General features: G+C 59.3%; 18 protein-coding genes. 13 read left to right on the top strand and 5 right to left on the bottom strand.

Going from position 1 to position 15877, the window contains the following annotated elements; genetic code table 11:
• Positions 1-108: 108 nt before the first annotated feature.
• The 3 genes from urtB to CAK95_RS17285 form a co-directional block, all read right to left on the bottom strand.
• Positions 109-1716, bottom strand: a complete 1608-nt coding sequence (urtB, locus tag CAK95_RS17295) for an urea ABC transporter permease subunit UrtB (protein WP_086091488.1) — start codon at positions 1714-1716, stop codon at positions 109-111.
• Between the two features lie 118 nt (positions 1717-1834).
• Positions 1835-3151, bottom strand: a complete 1317-nt coding sequence (urtA, locus tag CAK95_RS17290; protein ID WP_086089030.1) for an urea ABC transporter substrate-binding protein — start codon at positions 3149-3151, stop codon at positions 1835-1837.
• 259 nt (positions 3152-3410) lie between these two features.
• On the bottom strand, positions 3411-4280 hold the full coding sequence (locus CAK95_RS17285) for a substrate-binding domain-containing protein (protein WP_086089029.1): 870 nt from the start codon (positions 4278-4280) through the stop codon (positions 3411-3413).
• Positions 4281-4384: 104 nt separating this feature from the next.
• Here CAK95_RS17285 and CAK95_RS17280 point away from each other — a divergent pair, with 104 nt between their 5' ends.
• The 3 genes from CAK95_RS17280 to CAK95_RS17270 are packed head-to-tail and all read left to right on the top strand — an operon-like array spanning position 4385 to position 6520.
• Complete coding sequence (locus CAK95_RS17280; protein WP_086089028.1) at positions 4385-5044, top strand: GntR family transcriptional regulator; 660 nt, start codon at positions 4385-4387, stop codon at positions 5042-5044.
• Between the two features lie 42 nt (positions 5045-5086).
• On the top strand, positions 5087-5809 hold the full coding sequence (locus tag CAK95_RS17275; protein ID WP_086089027.1) for a PIG-L deacetylase family protein: 723 nt from the start codon (positions 5087-5089) through the stop codon (positions 5807-5809).
• 18 nt (positions 5810-5827) lie between these two features.
• A complete protein-coding gene (locus CAK95_RS17270) occupies positions 5828-6520 on the top strand; it encodes a 4-carboxy-4-hydroxy-2-oxoadipate aldolase/oxaloacetate decarboxylase (RefSeq protein WP_086089026.1) in 693 nt (230 codons plus the stop codon).
• 119 nt (positions 6521-6639) lie between these two features.
• Here the strand turns inward: CAK95_RS17270 and CAK95_RS17265 are convergent, their stop codons facing one another.
• On the bottom strand, positions 6640-7098 hold the full coding sequence (locus CAK95_RS17265; RefSeq protein WP_198343731.1) for a CopD family protein: 459 nt from the start codon (positions 7096-7098) through the stop codon (positions 6640-6642).
• Between the two features lie 70 nt (positions 7099-7168).
• On the opposite strand from CAK95_RS17265, the gene CAK95_RS17260 reads away from it, so the two are divergent.
• From CAK95_RS17260 to CAK95_RS17250, 3 genes are all read left to right on the top strand, one after another.
• Entirely contained in the window at positions 7169-7855 is a 687-nt protein-coding gene (locus CAK95_RS17260; RefSeq protein ID WP_086089025.1) for a DUF938 domain-containing protein, read from the top strand.
• Between the two features lie 72 nt (positions 7856-7927).
• On the top strand, positions 7928-8551 hold the full coding sequence (locus CAK95_RS17255) for a sulfite oxidase-like oxidoreductase (protein WP_086089024.1): 624 nt from the start codon (positions 7928-7930) through the stop codon (positions 8549-8551).
• A complete protein-coding gene (locus CAK95_RS17250) occupies positions 8538-9299 on the top strand; it encodes a ferredoxin reductase (RefSeq protein ID WP_086089023.1) in 762 nt (253 codons plus the stop codon). The genes CAK95_RS17255 and CAK95_RS17250 overlap by 14 nt, the downstream gene beginning before the upstream one ends.
• Here CAK95_RS17250 and CAK95_RS17245 read toward each other — a convergent pair.
• Complete coding sequence (locus tag CAK95_RS17245; RefSeq protein WP_086089022.1) at positions 9296-9517, bottom strand: hypothetical protein; 222 nt, start codon at positions 9515-9517, stop codon at positions 9296-9298. The genes CAK95_RS17250 and CAK95_RS17245 overlap by 4 nt on opposite strands.
• Positions 9518-9795: 278 nt before the next feature.
• Here CAK95_RS17245 and CAK95_RS17240 point away from each other — a divergent pair, with 278 nt between their 5' ends.
• From CAK95_RS17240 to CAK95_RS17210, 7 genes are all read left to right on the top strand, one after another.
• On the top strand, positions 9796-11139 hold the full coding sequence (locus tag CAK95_RS17240) for an esterase-like activity of phytase family protein (RefSeq protein WP_086089021.1): 1344 nt from the start codon (positions 9796-9798) through the stop codon (positions 11137-11139).
• Positions 11140-11341: 202 nt separating this feature from the next.
• Positions 11342-12307, top strand: a complete 966-nt coding sequence (locus tag CAK95_RS17235) for a catechol 2,3-dioxygenase (RefSeq protein WP_086089020.1) — start codon at positions 11342-11344, stop codon at positions 12305-12307.
• A 17-nt stretch (positions 12308-12324) separates the two neighbouring features.
• The gene (locus CAK95_RS17230) at positions 12325-12654 is read left to right on the top strand and encodes a DMT family transporter (RefSeq protein WP_086089019.1); all 330 of its coding nucleotides are present in this window, start codon (positions 12325-12327) and stop codon (positions 12652-12654) included.
• Positions 12655-12660: 6 nt separating this feature from the next.
• Entirely contained in the window at positions 12661-13503 is an 843-nt protein-coding gene (locus CAK95_RS17225; protein ID WP_086089018.1) for an aldo/keto reductase, read from the top strand.
• A 70-nt stretch (positions 13504-13573) separates the two neighbouring features.
• Complete coding sequence (locus CAK95_RS17220; RefSeq protein WP_086089017.1) at positions 13574-14530, top strand: ABC transporter substrate-binding protein; 957 nt, start codon at positions 13574-13576, stop codon at positions 14528-14530.
• Between the two features lie 32 nt (positions 14531-14562).
• Positions 14563-14973, top strand: a complete 411-nt coding sequence (locus CAK95_RS17215) for a thioesterase family protein (RefSeq protein WP_086089016.1) — start codon at positions 14563-14565, stop codon at positions 14971-14973.
• Entirely contained in the window at positions 14970-15860 is an 891-nt protein-coding gene (locus CAK95_RS17210; RefSeq protein WP_086089015.1) for an NAD(P)-dependent oxidoreductase, read from the top strand. Before CAK95_RS17215 ends, CAK95_RS17210 begins: the two co-directional genes overlap by 4 nt.
• Positions 15861-15877 lie beyond the last annotated feature (17 nt).

The raw sequence follows: 15877 nt of genomic DNA, 5'->3' as shown, positions 1-15877 counted from the left end.
GAACCGGGGCCCATTTCCAATGACTTTGGGTCCCGGCTCTGCAGCGCACCGTTCCACGCTGCGCCGCGTCCGGGACACGAAACCTTGCCTGCTGCACGCGCATCAATATCACGCCTCCACCGCCCTGCCCTTCAGCGCGAACAGGCCGCGCGGGCGCTTCTGAATGAACAGGATGATGAGGACGAGGATGGCGATCTTGGCGACCACCGCGCCCGCATAGGGCTCCAGAAACTTATTCGCGATGCCGAGCGTGAAGGCGCCGACCAACGTGCCCCAGAGATTGCCTACACCGCCGAACACCACGACCATGAATGAGTCGATGATGTAGCTCTGGCCGAGATTGGGCGACACATTATCGATCTGTGACAACGCAACGCCGGCAAGTCCGGCGATTCCGGAACCAAGACCAAAGGTGAGCATGTCGACATTGGCGGTCTTGATCCCCATCGATGCGGCCATGCGGCGGTTCTGCGTCACTGCGCGCATCTCAAGTCCGATGCGGGTGAAGCGAAGAATGCCCAACAAACCAAAAAACACCACCAACGTGAAGACAATGATCCAGAGGCGATTATAGGTGATGGTGATCTGGCCGAGTTCGAATGCACCGCTCATCCAGGAAGGGTTGCCGACTTCACGGTTGGTCGGACCAAAGGCGGTGCGGATCGCCTGCTGCAGGATCAGCGAAATGCCCCAGGTCGCCAGCAAGGTTTCCAATGCGCGGCCATAGAGCCATTGAATCACCGTCCGCTCGATCAGGATGCCGATCAACCCCGTCAGCAGGAACGCCAGTGGAATGGCTATGGCGAGCGAATAATCGAACAACGCCGGATTGTGAGCACGGATCAGTTCCTGCACGACGAATGTGACATAGGCGCCGAGCATCACCATCTCGCCATGCGCCATGTTGATCACGCCCATTACGCCGAAGGTGATGGCAAGCCCGATCGCCGCCAGCAGCAGCACCGAACCGAGCGACAGACCGTACCAGGCATTCTGCAACACCTCCCAGAATGCGAGACGGGTCTGAATGCTGGCTACGGCATCCTTCGCCTGCTTCTGAGCTGAAGCCGGAGTGTTTTCGGGCAAGTTGGACAGCAGCGCCACGGCTTCCTGATCGCCGCGCGCGCGGATCACGCCGACAGCATTGATCTTGTCGGCCTCTGACGCATCAGCCTTGTGGAGAATCACGGCCGCGCGCGCTTCGTTCAGCACGCGCTTGACGCGCGTGTCAGCTTCCTTGGCAATGGCGGCATCGAGTGCTGGCAGCGCCGACGCGTCACGCGACTTGAACACGGCCTGCGCGGCCGTCAGGCGCTGGCGAGCATCCGGCGACATCAGGGTCAACGTGCCGATTGCGGCTTCAATGGCACGACGCAGGCGATTGTTGATGCGTACTGTTTTAAGATCGGCGGCCGGAACATCAGCTGCCGCGCCGGTCGCGGCGTCGATTGTGTTGGTGCCCTGCCGAATGAAAATACGTTTGCTCGCGGGCTCGAAGAAAAGTTGCCCGGCCTGCAATGCTTCGATGACGGCAATCGCGCGTGGCGACCCTGTCGCCGCAACGGCGTTAATGCCCTCTTCGGTCTGACCAAAGGAATCTGCGGAGAACTTGGTCAGCGCGTCATCGAGTGTCTGACTGATCCCGGACGACGCCGTGACGATCACCAGAAAGAACAGCGTCAGCGCACAAGCGACAAACCGGCCGCAGAATCTCATCATCGCGCCTAGCCCCGACATGGACTTGAATTGGACCGAGACGGACACGGAAAATGCACCGCGCCCCAAAGAAGATCGAGGCGGCCTGGCCGCCTCGATCTTGTTCATAGCGTCAGCGTCAAGAGCCCTGACCACCGCACTTCTTGGTGACCTTGTTGTAGTTGCCGCACTTGAGCTTGACCCAATCAGCTTCGAGATCCTTGGAGCCCGGAAGTTCGTCTGACCATGCGTCGCCCGGAACAAGACCTTCGGTCTTCCAAACCACATCGAACTGACCGTCGCCCCTCACTTCGCCGATGAACACCGGTTTGGTGATGTGATGGTTCGGCAGCATTTCCGACACGCCACCGGTCAGGTTCGGCGCCTTGGTGCCAGGCAGCGCATCGATCACCTTGTCGGGATCGGTGGTGCCGGCCTTCTTCACAGCTTCCACCCACATGGCGAAGCCGACGACATGTGCTTCCATCGGATCGTTGGAGACGCGCTTCGGATTCTTCGTGAAGGCCTTCCACTTGGCGATGAATTCCTTGTTCGCCGGCGTATCGATCGACTCGAAGTAGTTCCAGGCGGCGAGATGGCCGACCAGCGGTTTGGTGTCGATGCCGGCAAGTTCTTCTTCGCCGACCGAGAAGGCAACGACCGGGATGTCCTTTGCCTGCACACCGCGATTGCCGAGCTCCTTGTAGAAGGGGACGTTGGCGTCGCCGTTGATGGTCGAGACCACGGCGGTCTTCTTGCCGGCCGAACCGAACTTCACGATGTCGGCGACGCGGGTCTGCCAGTCAGAGTGACCGAACGGGGTGTAGTTGATCGAGATATCTTCGTCCTTGACGCCCTTGGACTTCAGATAAGCCTCAAGGATCTTGTTGGTGGTGCGCGGATAGACGTAGTCGGTGCCTTCCAGCACCCAGCGCTGCACCTTCTCTTCCTTCATCAGGTAGTCGACAGCCGGGATCGCCTGCTGGTTGGGAGCAGCACCGGTATAGAAGACGTTGCGCTCGCTCTCCTCACCCTCGTATTGCACGGGATAGAACAGGATCGAGTTCAGTTCCTTGAACACCGGCAGGACGGATTTGCGGGAGACCGAGGTCCAGCAGCCGAACACGGCAGCGACCTTTTCCTTGGTGATCAGCTCGCGCGCCTTTTCCGCGAAGAGTGGCCAGTTAGAAGCAGGGTCGACAACAACGGCCTCAAGCTTCTTCCCGAGCAGACCACCCTTCTTATTTTGCTCTTCTATGAGCATGAGCATCACGTCTTTCAGCGTGGTTTCGCTGATCGCCATGGTGCCCGACAATGAATGGAGAATACCGACCTTAATCGTTTCCTGCGCCTTGGCGGGCAGAATCGCCGCCATCGATAGTGCCAAACCGGCCGTGGCGGCGAGCCATCGGCGGGCAATCGGTCGCTCAGCGACCGCATGCAAAGAGTGAATCATTGTTGTTTCCTCTGCTCGACACGCGCGCCAGCGAACCCGGCATTCTCGCGCTGCAGCAGAGATCGCAAGGGTTGTGCCAAGCCCCGCTTCCGCTACTAAGCCTCTGAGTTTGAGAGGAGATTCATTGCAAAGCGCTGCCTGCGGATTATGCAAATGTGGTAGGCAGCACTCGTTTTGATCAACTCGCCTAATTATTAGGCTCTCGAAAAGCGCGTCCCTGATTGAAGTCCTTAAGACCGATTAACGAAACCAGCCGCTGTCACCAAAGCTCGTCGACCGAAAGCCGCCGCGGGAGCAGGTTCTGCTGGACGGCAAATGAGATCAGCATCTCAAGGCAGGGCCGGTTTTCCTCGCGGCCGAACAGCACAGTGTCGATCTCGCCGGGCTTGGGCAGGCCCGTGGCCTTCTTGCCCTCTTCCAGCAGCCGGTAGAACTCGGATACCGCTTGCGGCTGCGCCTGCATCATTTCGTCGGTCGTGACTACCATGTGGTTGACCGGCACGACATGGTGCTTGCCGTACCAGGCCAACGCGGCTGCGTGCGGGTCCGGGATCACGCTTTTGAGCCGCGGGTCGTTCGGCATAGCGGCACCATAGATCGCCGCATCGAGTTCGCCATCGATCAGCATCTGGGTGATGTCCTTGCCAGCCGGTGCCCGGATCACCTCGTCAGGATCCTTGGCTTCGGCAACGTGACCATTCTCGAACGTCACCCATTGCACGCCGCTGAGATCGACGCCGTAATCGTTCTCGATGATGCCCCGAATATAAACACCGGTCGTCTGGCTGTAGGAACGTACACCAATACGCTTGCCGGCGAGATCGGCCGGGCGCAATTCACCGCGAGCAGAGTTGTAAAGGCATGTGTGGTGCTGAAAGCGCGAGAGCATCGCCGCCGGCAACAGCCGGAGGCCCTTGTTATAGGCCTTGGCCTGCAGCACGGTGACCAGCGCCATCTCACCGATGTCATAGGCGTGCTCCCGCACCATCGGCTTGGCCGCCAGATGCATCGGTTTCACGTCGATATATTCCACATTCAGCAATGGCGACGTGATCTCCCCGCGTTTCAAAGGCAGCGTATGCGGATAATCGCCGATGGCGACGCGCAGGGTGACAGGGCCATCGGTCATTGCGGAGCACTCCCGGGTATTTGCCAGTTTACCGGATGAGAACTTTACAGACGCGCCAAAATTGTCAACAATCTAGATAACGAAATTGTATACCACGACTACAGATGAATGTTCCTGGCGCCTCTTCGGACGTGACTGCGCGCTTGCGCGAGGCGATCGCACGCGGCCAGCTGCTGCCGAATGAGCGGCTGATCGAGGCCGACCTGGCGCGATCCTTCGCCGTCAACCGCGCTAATATCCGTATGGCGCTGGCGATGCTCGACCAGGAAGGTCTGGTCGTGCGCGAGCCCAATCGCGGCGCCCGTGTGCGCCTCGTCTCCGACACGGAGGCGGTCGAGATCGCGGAGACACGCCTTGCCATCGAAGTCATGGTGGCGCGACGTGCGGCCGAACGGGCCACACCGGCAGACCACGCCGCGCTGCGCCAGAGCGAAGCGGAGATGGTGCGGGCAGTCGAAGATGCGGACTACCCCGCTTTCTCCGTTTGCAATGCGACGTTGCACCGGGAGATTCAGCGGATCTCCGGCAACGAAACTGCCAATCGTATCCTACAAACGCTCAAGTCGCATCTCGTGCGGCTGCAATACCGGGTGATCCTGGCGCCGGGCCGGCCCGCCACCTCGCTTGCCGAACATCAACTCATCGTCGATGCGATCTGTGCCGGTGACGCCGATGCGGCCGAGACGGCCATGCGTCAGCATCTTCTCAATTTCAAACAACTGCTGACGCAGGCGATTGAAGACACAAGGCGCGGCCATTTTTGAGCCGACGCACTGCCTCACCTCACAATGGAAGATGGAGTTCACATGTCTCAGAAAACCGGGCTCGTCGTCACAGCCCATCCGGGCGATTTCGTCTGGCGTGCAGGCGGCGCTATCGCCCATCACGCGAAGAAGGGCTATCGCATGAAGATCGTCTGCATGAGCTTCGGCGAACGCGGCGAGAGCCAGTTCGCCTGGAAGGAAGCGGGCGCAACGCTGGAAAAGGTCAAGGCCGGCCGCAAGGACGAAGCAGAGCGCGCAGCAGAATTGCTTGGCGCGGAGATCGAATTCTTCGATTGCGGCGACTATCCGCTCAAACTCAACGAGGCACATTTCGACCGCATGGTCGATATCTATCGCGAACTTAACCCGTCATTCGTGCTCACGCACGCGCTGAAGGATCCCTACAACTTCGATCATCCAAATGCCGCGCATTTTGCGCAGGAAACGCGGGTGGTCGCGCAGGCGATGGGCCATAAGCCCGGGGCGAAGTACCAATACTCCGCGCCGCCGGTTTATCTGTTCGAACCGCACCAGCCCGAACAATGCGACTACAAGCCGGATCTGATCCTCAAGATCGACGACGTCTGGGAGACCAAATACAAGGCGTTCCAGATCCTCGCGGCGCAGAAGCACCTTTGGCATTATTACGAGCGCGTGGCACTCAACCGCGGCATCCAGGGCTCGCGCAACACCGGCATCCCGATGACCTACGGCGAAGCCTATCAGACGCTATTCCCGCGCGTCGTCACCGATACGCTCGGCTGAGCTTAAGGAAACATCGACATGAAACCCGTTGTTGTTCGCAACATTCAACGCGCCGATGCCAATGCCTGCGGCGTGCTCGAAGGCCTTGGCGTCTCCACGGCGCACGAAGCGCTCGGCCGCTCCGGTCTGATGAAGCCCTATATGCGGCCGATCTGGGCGGGCGCGTCGATCTGCGGCCCGGCCGTGACGATCCTCGCGCAGCCCGGTGACAACTGGATGATCCATGTCGCCATCGAGCAATGCAAACCCGGCGACGTGCTGGTGGTCGGGTGCACCGCCGACAACACCGACGGTATGTTCGGCGATCTGCTCGCCACATCGCTAAAAGCGCGCGGCGTGAAGGGCCTGATTATCGACGCCGGCTGCCGCGATGTGGCGACGCTGAAGGAGATGGGCTTCCCGGTCTGGTCGAAGGCGATTTCGGCCAAAGGCACGGTGAAGGCGACGCTCGGCTCGGTCAACATTCCGGTGGTGTGCGCCGGCGTCAATGTCATCCCGGGAGATGCGGTCGTCGCCGACGATGACGGCGTTGTCGTCATCCCGCGCAAGCTGGTCGGTGAAGTGGCCGAGAAGGCGCAGAAGCGCGAGGCCGACGAATTGGCCAAGCGCGAGAAGCTCGCCTCCGGCGTGCTTGGCCTCGACATGTACAACATGCGGCCGGCGCTGGAAAAAGCCGGTCTCGTTTACGTCGACAATCCGGAAGATGTCTGATGGTCATTCCGGGGCACTTGCCAAAAGCAAGTGAGCCCGGAAGCCATTTCTGATCACTACAACTGGATTCCGGGCTCTTCCGTCTTCGGCGAACGTCCCGGAATGACGAGAGTGGGGCGTCACCAATAGCGGCCGGTCGAGCCCACCAGAACGGTGACGATCCCCAGAACGAGATTGATCGCTACGAGTTTGCGGATCGAGGCCAGTTGCCGACCGGCCAACGGCCATTGTGCATCCTGCACCGCGACCTGCATCCGCCGCCAGGGCGCAAAGTAAAGATGCAGATAGATCAGCATCATAGCGACGCCCGTCCCCTGCATGACATGCACGAATAACGGCGCTTTGTGGAAACCGCCGAAGGTGAGAAACATCATGCCGTAACCGCTCGCCAGCAGCGCAACGATCGCAAGCGCAACCCAGGGCAGGAATCGTTTGAAGACGTCACGCCACAATATCAACCGAACCGGCGGCTCAATCGCGCCTGCAGCCGGCCTCAGAATAGTATAGGCGAAGGCCATTCCCCCGACCCAAAACACAGCGGCGAGGATGTGCGCACCAAGCAGAAAAATCAGCATCATGGTATCCTCGTCCCGGACGTCGTTGCTGACCTATTTGATGCAACCTTATTGAAATGTCTACAAAGAGCGCATGACCAAAGTCCCACCGCAGAATCCCTCGACACCCATTGGGGCGAGCGATGCTCGCCTCGATTCGGCGGCTTTCCATCGCAATTGCGAACCGATCTGGAGCGTGCTGTCCCCATGGCTGCACAACAAGCCCGGCAACGTGCTCGAAGTCGGCAGCGGTACCGGACAGCACGTCGTGGAATTTGCGCGGCGATCGCCGCATCTGCTCTGGTGGCCGAGTGATCTTCATCCACGCAACCTCGAAAGTATCGAAGCCTGGCGGCAGCTTGCGCATGTACAGAATATCGAAGCGGCGCGACGGATCGATCTATCAGCACCCGATTGGGGACTAAGTGATGACGATTCAGCGACGCTCAGCGATCTTACCGCGATCTTTTGCGCCAACGTGCTGCATATCTCTCCATGGCAAACGACTGAAGGCCTGATGCAGGGTGCAGCCCAGCGGCTGCATCCCGGCGGACGGCTCTTCATTTACGGCCCATTCAAGCAGGATGGCCAGCATACTGCGCCCAGCAACGAAGCTTTCGACGCCTCGCTCCGTGCGCGCGACCCGCAATGGGGTGTCCGCGACATCAACGACATCCGTGACGAAGCGCACAAATATAATCTGGTGCTGGCCAATATTGCACCCATGCCGGCCAATAACATGATCCTGATCTTCGAATCTGCGCAAGACGATTCAGTTTAACGCAAGTCTTATTGGGCACGCATCCGCAGATGCGGTAATCTGCCACTGAAAAATAGATCATGAGCCCAGCCGATGAATGATGACACACCGATCTCACGTGGATTTTCCGGCCGCCGGCGCGCTGATGCCGATGCCAAGCGCATTCCTCCCGGCCAGCATCTCACATCGGACTTTCCTGTTTTATCGGCGGGACCGACACCCGAACCTGACCTCGTCAACTGGCAATTTTCGCTCGGCGACGGCGACACAAAGCTCTGCGAATGGGACTGGGCGCAATTCGGCGCGCTGACGCAAACCGACATCACCGTGGACATTCATTGCGTCACCAGCTGGTCGAAGCTCGATACGCGCTGGCGCGGTGTCAGTATCGATACCCTGCTGGAAGCCGTTGGCTTGAATGAACCGCCCGCGCCATTCGCAGTCATCACCTGCGAAGGCGGCTATACGACCAATGTTCCGTCGGAAGATCTGATTGACGGCAAGGCGATGATTGCGACGCATTTCGACGGTCAGCCGCTTTCGCCAGAGCATGGCGGTCCGGCCCGGCTGCTGGTGCCGCATCTCTATTTCTGGAAAAGCGCAAAATGGGTGCGCGCCATCGAATTTCGCGAAGAGGACGAGCCTGGCTTCTGGGAGCAGCTCGGCTATCACAATTACGGCGATCCGTGGCGTGAGCAGCGTTATGATGGTGACTGATACAGCGGCGCCGCGGCCGGCGCTGCGCTGGCAGACCGCCGAAGTTCTGGACGTCATCGGCGAAACGGCACGCGTCAAAACGCTGCTGCTGAAACTTCCGGATTTCACCAAATATCTGCCCGGCCAGCATGTCGATGTGCGCCTGACCGCCGACGATGGCTATCAGGCGCAGCGAAGCTACTCGATCGCCTCGGCGCCGGAAGACAAGCATGTTGCGCTGACTGTCGAACGCATCGAGGACGGCGAGGTCTCGCCCTATTTCACCGATGAAGTCCGCGCCGGCGACAAGTTTGAAATGCGCGGACCGATCGGGCGATACTTTGTCTGGACGGTAAAATTGGAGGGCCCGCTGTTTCTCATCGGTGGCGGCTCCGGCATCGTGCCACTGATGGCAATGCTGCGCCACCGGGCCGCACATGCGAGCAACACACCAGCGAGGCTCCTTTATTCCTCACGCACCCAAAGCGACATCATCTATCGCGACGAACTGGACCGTCTGGTGTCAAGGAATGACGGTCTTGCGGTGACACACACATTGACCCGCGAAAAACCAGCGGGATGGATCGGCCATTCAGGGCGCATCGATGTTGCGATGTTGGCTGAAACCGGATTTACCGTCGATCAAAGACCAAAGATCTTCATTTGCGGCCCGACCGGCTTTGTTGAAGCTGCCGCGAATGCCCTGCTCGCTTTCGGACATGATCGCGCCCTGATCAAGACCGAACGCTTCGGCCCCACGGGCCGCTAGACGACAACGCTGTCGCGAAGCACAGAAATCCTCGCTTCATCGATGTTGCTTGGCAGCATGGCTGCGACATGTTTTCGCAGCTTTCCGGCAGGCTGGTCGTCCACAGACCAGACTGTGATGTAAAGATCGTTATCGCGTTCCGACACATCGAAATCCGCGATCATGCCAGACGCCATCATGATGGCCAGAGCCCCAATTGCTGCCTTGACGTAATTCATGCCACACCCTCGGTCCATTTGAGAACAATTAAAACCTGTACGTCGATCACCGCACGAATCTTATGGCGGCATGCGCGAGGTGTTAGGCATCGCGCCAGACGGTTCAATGTCGACAACGTGTCAGAAGCGAGACGCGCGTCACGCATACGTGAGTCTTGTTCACAAACGATGAACAGCTTTGTTTCAGTTTGTGGGCTGTCGCGCGGATGTCATGCAAATGTCACCGGCACTACACGAGAGACGATGCAGAACGGCCACATTCTCATTGGAGGCCTTCGATGCGCGCACCAACTTTCGTTGCGGCTCTGTCGGTATTCGTCGCACCGCCCGCTTTCGCAGATGCAAACAACGCAACCCTTGCGGGGCATATCATCATTCCGGCGCTGACCTTCATCGATGCGCCAGCGGACGCACCATCAGATCTGAAAGTCTCCGGCAAATTCACCAGCGGCAAACGCGTGGATGTGATTGCCACAATCGAAGGCCAATCCAGAGGACGCCCGACCGGCGTGAAGCTGCCGTTCAAAGGGCAGCCGGCACAAGGCCATTCCGGCATCAAACGTATGCCCGATGGCACATTCTGGGTGCTTACCGATAACGGCTTCGGCAGCAAAGCCAATTCACCCGATGCAATGCTGTTTTTGAGTCAGTTTCGTTTCAATTGGGACAACGGCAGCGCCGATCGACTGTCGACTGTTTTCCTGCACGATCCCGACAAGAAGGTGCCATTCCGCATCGCCAATGAGGGCACGGACATGCGCTATCTCACAGGCTCCGATTTCGACCTCGAAAGCTTTCAGCCGATCGGCGACAAGTTCTGGATCGCGGAAGAGTTCGGTCCCTATCTCATTCGCACCGACAAGAGCGGCAAGATCGAAGCCGTATTCGAAACTATGATCGATGGAAAACCCGCACGATCACCCGATCATCCCTCTGTCACGACGCCTGCTGTACCCGGTGGCCCGGCGAATTTCACGGTACGCCGTTCCAAAGGCTACGAAGGCATGGCCGCTTCGCCCGATGGCAAATTTCTTTACGCGTTGCTGGAAGGTCCGGCCTGGGATGCGGAGAAAAAGGATTGGGAAAAGACCGCCGACGGCAAGCCGTATCTCCGGATTCTTGAATTCGATGTCACCGGTGAGCGCTGGACCGGCCGGCACTGGAAATACGTGCTTGAGCAAAACGGCAACGCGATCGGCGATTTCAACATGATCGACGGCACGACCGGTCTGATCATCGAGCGTGACGATGGCGAAGGCACAGCGGACAAGGCCTGCCCCGCGGGCGAAAAGCGGACGGACTGCTTTGACGATATCGCCAAGTTCAAGCGCATCTACAAGATCGAGATGTCGGACGCTAATGCCAATAGCCCGGTGCGGAAGATCGCACATATCGACCTGATGAAGATCGCCGATCCTGACAAGAAGGCGCGAAAAGCATTAAACGGTGGCGTGCTGACTTTTCCGTTCTTCACCATCGAGAATGTGGACATCGTCGATGCCGAGCACATCGTCGTCGGCAACGACAACAATCTTCCCTTCTCCTCAAGCCGCGCCCCCAACACGGTCGATGATAACGAGTTCGTGCTGCTTAAGGTGACGGACTTCTTGAAGGCGAAGTAAACTCTTAAATCGGGCTCCCCCCCAAGGAGCAGCGCACAGCGATGCGTCTCGAAGGGGGCCGCCCTCCTCCTTCGAAACGTCTGCTTCGCAGCCTCCTCAAGATAAGGGCGGTGGGTGCAGTTTATCGGTTATCTCGACCATCGACGCGCGCCGCCGCGCGTGTTAGGTCGCTGTCGTCATTTCAACGCATGCGACACGGCCCATGATCAAAGAACCCATCCTGGATATTGCCCACCTTGCCCACCTCGAAATCCTCACGCCCAAATTCGAGGAGAGTCGCAAGTTCTTCATCGACGTACTCGGCATGACCCAGAGCGGCGAGAAGGGAGACAGCGTCTATCTGCGCGGGTGGGATGATTACGAGCGCTATTCGCTGAAGCTCACCGCATCCAAGACGTCGGGGCTTGCCCACGTTGCCTACCGCGTCCGCTCGCCGCAGGCGCTGGAACGCCGCGCCGCCGCCTTGAAGGGTTCCGGCTTCGACGTGGGCTGGACCGATGGCGATCTCGGCCACGGCAAGACCTTCGTCTGCAAGGATCCAGACGATCATACGATCGAACTTTATTACGAGACCGAATGGTACGAAGCTCCTGCCGACAAAAAGCCGGCGCTGAAAAACCAGGCCCAGCGGTTCCCGGCCCGGGGGGTGAATGTTCGCAGGCTCGATCACTGGAATGGGCTCGCAGTCGATATCAAGGCGAACCGTGAATTCTATGAGGACTATCTCGGCTTCCGGCTGACCGAACAGATCGTGCTCGATGATGGCACCGAAGCTGCGATGTGGATGACCGCGACCAATAAATCCTACGATTTTGCCTATACCAAGGATCATACCGGCACCAAGGGCCGTTTCCATCACGTCACCTACGCCCTCGACAGCCGTGAGGAAATTCTGCGCGCCGCCGATATCTTTCTGGAGAACGGCGTGTTCATCGAAACCGGCCCGCACAAGCATGCGATTCAGCAGACCTTCTTCCTCTATGTGTACGAACCAGGCGGTAACCGCGTCGAAGTGGCCAATGCCGGCGCCCGTCTGATCCTCGCGCCGGACTGGAAGCCGATCCGCTGGACCACGGCCGAGCGCGCCAAGGGTCAGGCCTGGGGGCTGAAGACCATCGAGTCGTTCCACACCCATGGCACACCGCCTGTCGAGGTAAAGAACCACTAGGAATAAAGGGCGCGAACGTGAACTTCGTCTTTCTATCAGTCGCGATCGTTGCAGAGGTCGTCGGCACGTCCGCGCTAAAGGCTTCGGAATCGTTCACCAAACCGCTCGCGGCTCTGGTGACGCTCCTTGCCTATGCGATCGCCTTTTATTTCCTGGCGCTGACGCTCAAGACCATCCCCGTCGGCATCGCCTATGCGATCTGGAGCGGGCTTGGCATCGTGCTGATTTCGCTGGTCGGCGTATTCTGGTTTCGCCAGCCCCTCGATACGCCGGCCTTGATCGGCCTTGCGCTGATCATTGTCGGTGTAATCGTCATCAACACACTTTCGCAATCGACTGTCCATTAGAGACGCATGGCAACGATCCCGACCACGACCTTGCCTTTGGGCGAAAAAATCCCGGTCTATGGTCTTGGCACGTGGATGATGGGTGAGAGCAAAAGCAAGCGCGCAGACGAGATCGCAGCGCTAAAGCTCGGGCTTGATCTTGGCGCGACACTGATCGACACCGCTGAGATGTATGGCGATGGTGAAGCCGAGACGATCACCGGTGAAGCCATTGCCAAGCGACGTGACGGCATATTTCTCGTTAGCAAGGTGCTGCCGCACAATGCGTCCCGCAAAGGCACCATTGCCGCGTGCGAACGCAGCCTGAAGCGGCTGCGGACCGATCGTATCGATCTTTACCTTCTGCACTGGCGTGGCGGTGAACCACTCACCGAAACGCTCGACGCCTTCCAGCAATTGCAATTCGAGGGCAAGATCCGGCATTGGGGCGTCAGCAATTTCGACACCGGCGACATGGAAGAATTGTTTGCGCTGCCGGGCGGCGATGCCTGCGCTGCCAATCAGGTGCTCTACAATCTCAAGCGCCGTCGCATCGAATACGATCTGGTGCCGTGGTGCCGCGAGCGCAAAATACCAATCATGGCCTATTCGCCAATCGAACAAGGCCGGCTGCTGAATGCGGCCATTCTCAAGGCCATTGCCCAACAACGCCGCGCGACACCGGCGCAGGTCGCGCTCGCCTGGCTGCTGCGGCAACCTGATACAATCGTCATTCCAAAGGCGACCAGCCCGGCGCATGTGCGCGAGAACCGCGCAGCGCTCGACCTGCAACTGACGGCCGACGACCTCGCCGCGCTCGACCGCGCCTTCCCGCCTCCACACAAGAAATACGGCCTCGAAATGCTCTGAAGGATGGCGCGCGACGTTTGATCGGGCTGACGCAAACAAGCCACGACATAACAAACGATGGAGGAACAGCATGAGGACTATGAACGCCTGTCTTGCGGCTGCCAGTCTTTCATCGATGCTGGTCATGTCCGCACATGCAACCGATAGGCTCACCGTGGCGGTCGGCCAGCCGGGCTTATGGGACAGCTCCTTTGGCGAGATCGGCCAGAAGATCGGCATCTTCAAGAAATACGATCTCGAATTGCAGCTGTTCTATACATCCGGCGGTGGCGAGACATTGCAAGCCATCATATCCGGAAGTGCCAATATCGGCGTGTCTCCCGGCACCCTCGGCGTCTTCGGCGCTTTCGCAAAAGGCGCGCCGATCCGCATCATCGCCGGCGAAGCGACCGGCACCGCCGAATATTATTTCGTCAAAGCGTCGTCGCCTATCAAAACACCGAAGGATATCACAGCCGCAAACACGCTTGCCTATTCGACGGCAGGCTCCGGAACCTTCCTCACCGCCCAGCGGCTGCTCAAGGAGCACAACGTACAGGCCAGGCTGGTTGCGACCGGCAACGTGCCGGCCACGTTTACTTCGGTAATGTCAGGTCAGGTCGATGTCGGTTTTTCGACTCCGCCCTTTGGCTTGGAGGCACAGGAAAAGGGTGAAATCCGCATCATCTCACTGGCCAATGATCTCGAAAGCGTGCGCACGCAGACCGTAAGGGTCACTATCGCCAATGCGACCGATTTGGCACGCAGACCCGATGTGTATAAGCGCTTCATCAAGGCCTATCAGGAAACGATCGACTGGATGTATTCCGATCCCAAGGCACCGTCGATGTTCGCGGAGTATGCCAAGATCACCCCGCAAATGGCGCAACTGGTGCGCGACAAATTCTATCCCAAGTCGATGCTGCAACTGGACAAGATCCACGGCATCCCGGAGATGATGCAGGATGCGATTGCCCTCAAGTTCATCCCCCAGCCGCTCACCCAGCAGCAGCTCGACGAATTGCTGAAGTTGCCCGGATCGTATTGACGACGGTCCTTGGCACCGCGCATAACCTCCGAATGACAGATTATTCGAAGCTGAAGCCCGGCCTCACAGGGCACGCGCAGATTCTGGTTGGCGAAGAGCAGACGGCGCCGCGCGTCGGCTCCGGCCGCGTACGGGTGCTGGCGACGCCGGTGATGATCAATATGATGGAAGCGGCGGCGCTGGATGCGATCGAGAGCCTGCTACCGCCCGGTCATCAAAGTCTCGGCACGCATCTTGACGTCGGCCATTACGCGGCGACCCCGGTCGGCATGACATTACGGGCTACGGCTGAAGTCACCAAGGTCGATGGCCGTAACGTCACCTTCCGGGTCGAAGCCTTCGATGACCGGGAACGCGTCGGCGACGGCACGCATAGCCGCGTGGTCGTCAATGTCGAGCGCTTCGATCTGCGCATCCAGAAGAAACTGAAGGGCGAGGTATGAGTCCACGGATTTCCTTCATCGGTTTTGGCGAGGCGGGTCAGGCGATCGCCGCTGGCCTGCGCGAGGAAGGTGTGACGAACATCGCCGCCTGGGACATCCTGTTTCCGCAAGCCGCCGGCGCAAAATTGGTCGAATCCGCCAAAGCCATTGGTGTGAGGGTCGCAACCTCTGCGGAGGAGGCCGTGCGCGATACCGAGATGGTGATTGCCGCCGTCACCGCGGCGTCGAGCTATGACGCGGCGCAGTCGGTGGCCGCGCATCTGAAGGGAAAGCCTTTCTATCTCGACGTCAATTCGGTTTCGCCCGGACGCAAGCTGGCGACGGCAAAGCTGCTGGGCGACGACGCACGCTATGTCGACGTCGCCATCGTTGCGGCGGTCTATCCGGCGCGGCACAAGTCGCCGATGATGCTGGCGGGACCTTATGCCAAAGCCGTCGAGCCGCTGCTGACGCCGCTCGGCATGCGCACGCAGATCGTCGGCGACGAGGTCGGTGCTGCGGCGGCGATCAAGATGGTGCGCAGCGTGATGATCAAGGGTATCGAGGCGCTGACGCTGGAATGCTTCCTTGCTGCAACACGTGCTGGCGTAGTCGATCAGGTCGCAGCGTCACTGAAAAACAATTACCCGACGCTCGACTGGAACCAGCTGTCCGAATACAACATCGAGCGCATGGCGAGCCACGGCATTCGGCGGGCCGCGGAGATGCGCGAGGTCGCGGAGACATTGCGCGAGCTCGGCGTCGCGCCGCTCATGACGGACGGCACGATCGAACGCCAGCAGCAACTCGGCGAGATCGGCCGCCTGCCACAGGTCAAGGACGCGGTTGCCAAAGGCCGTGACGACATGCTGGCGGCGATCAGCGAAGCGGCTGGGAACCGCAAGTAAGTTTTCGTCGGCTCACC

The organism is Pseudorhodoplanes sinuspersici (genome assembly GCF_002119765.1).
Classification (GTDB): Bacteria; Pseudomonadota; Alphaproteobacteria; order Rhizobiales; family Xanthobacteraceae; genus Pseudorhodoplanes; species Pseudorhodoplanes sinuspersici.
Note: the sequence above shows the minus strand (reverse complement) of the source record. Positions and strands in the feature narration are given on the sequence as shown.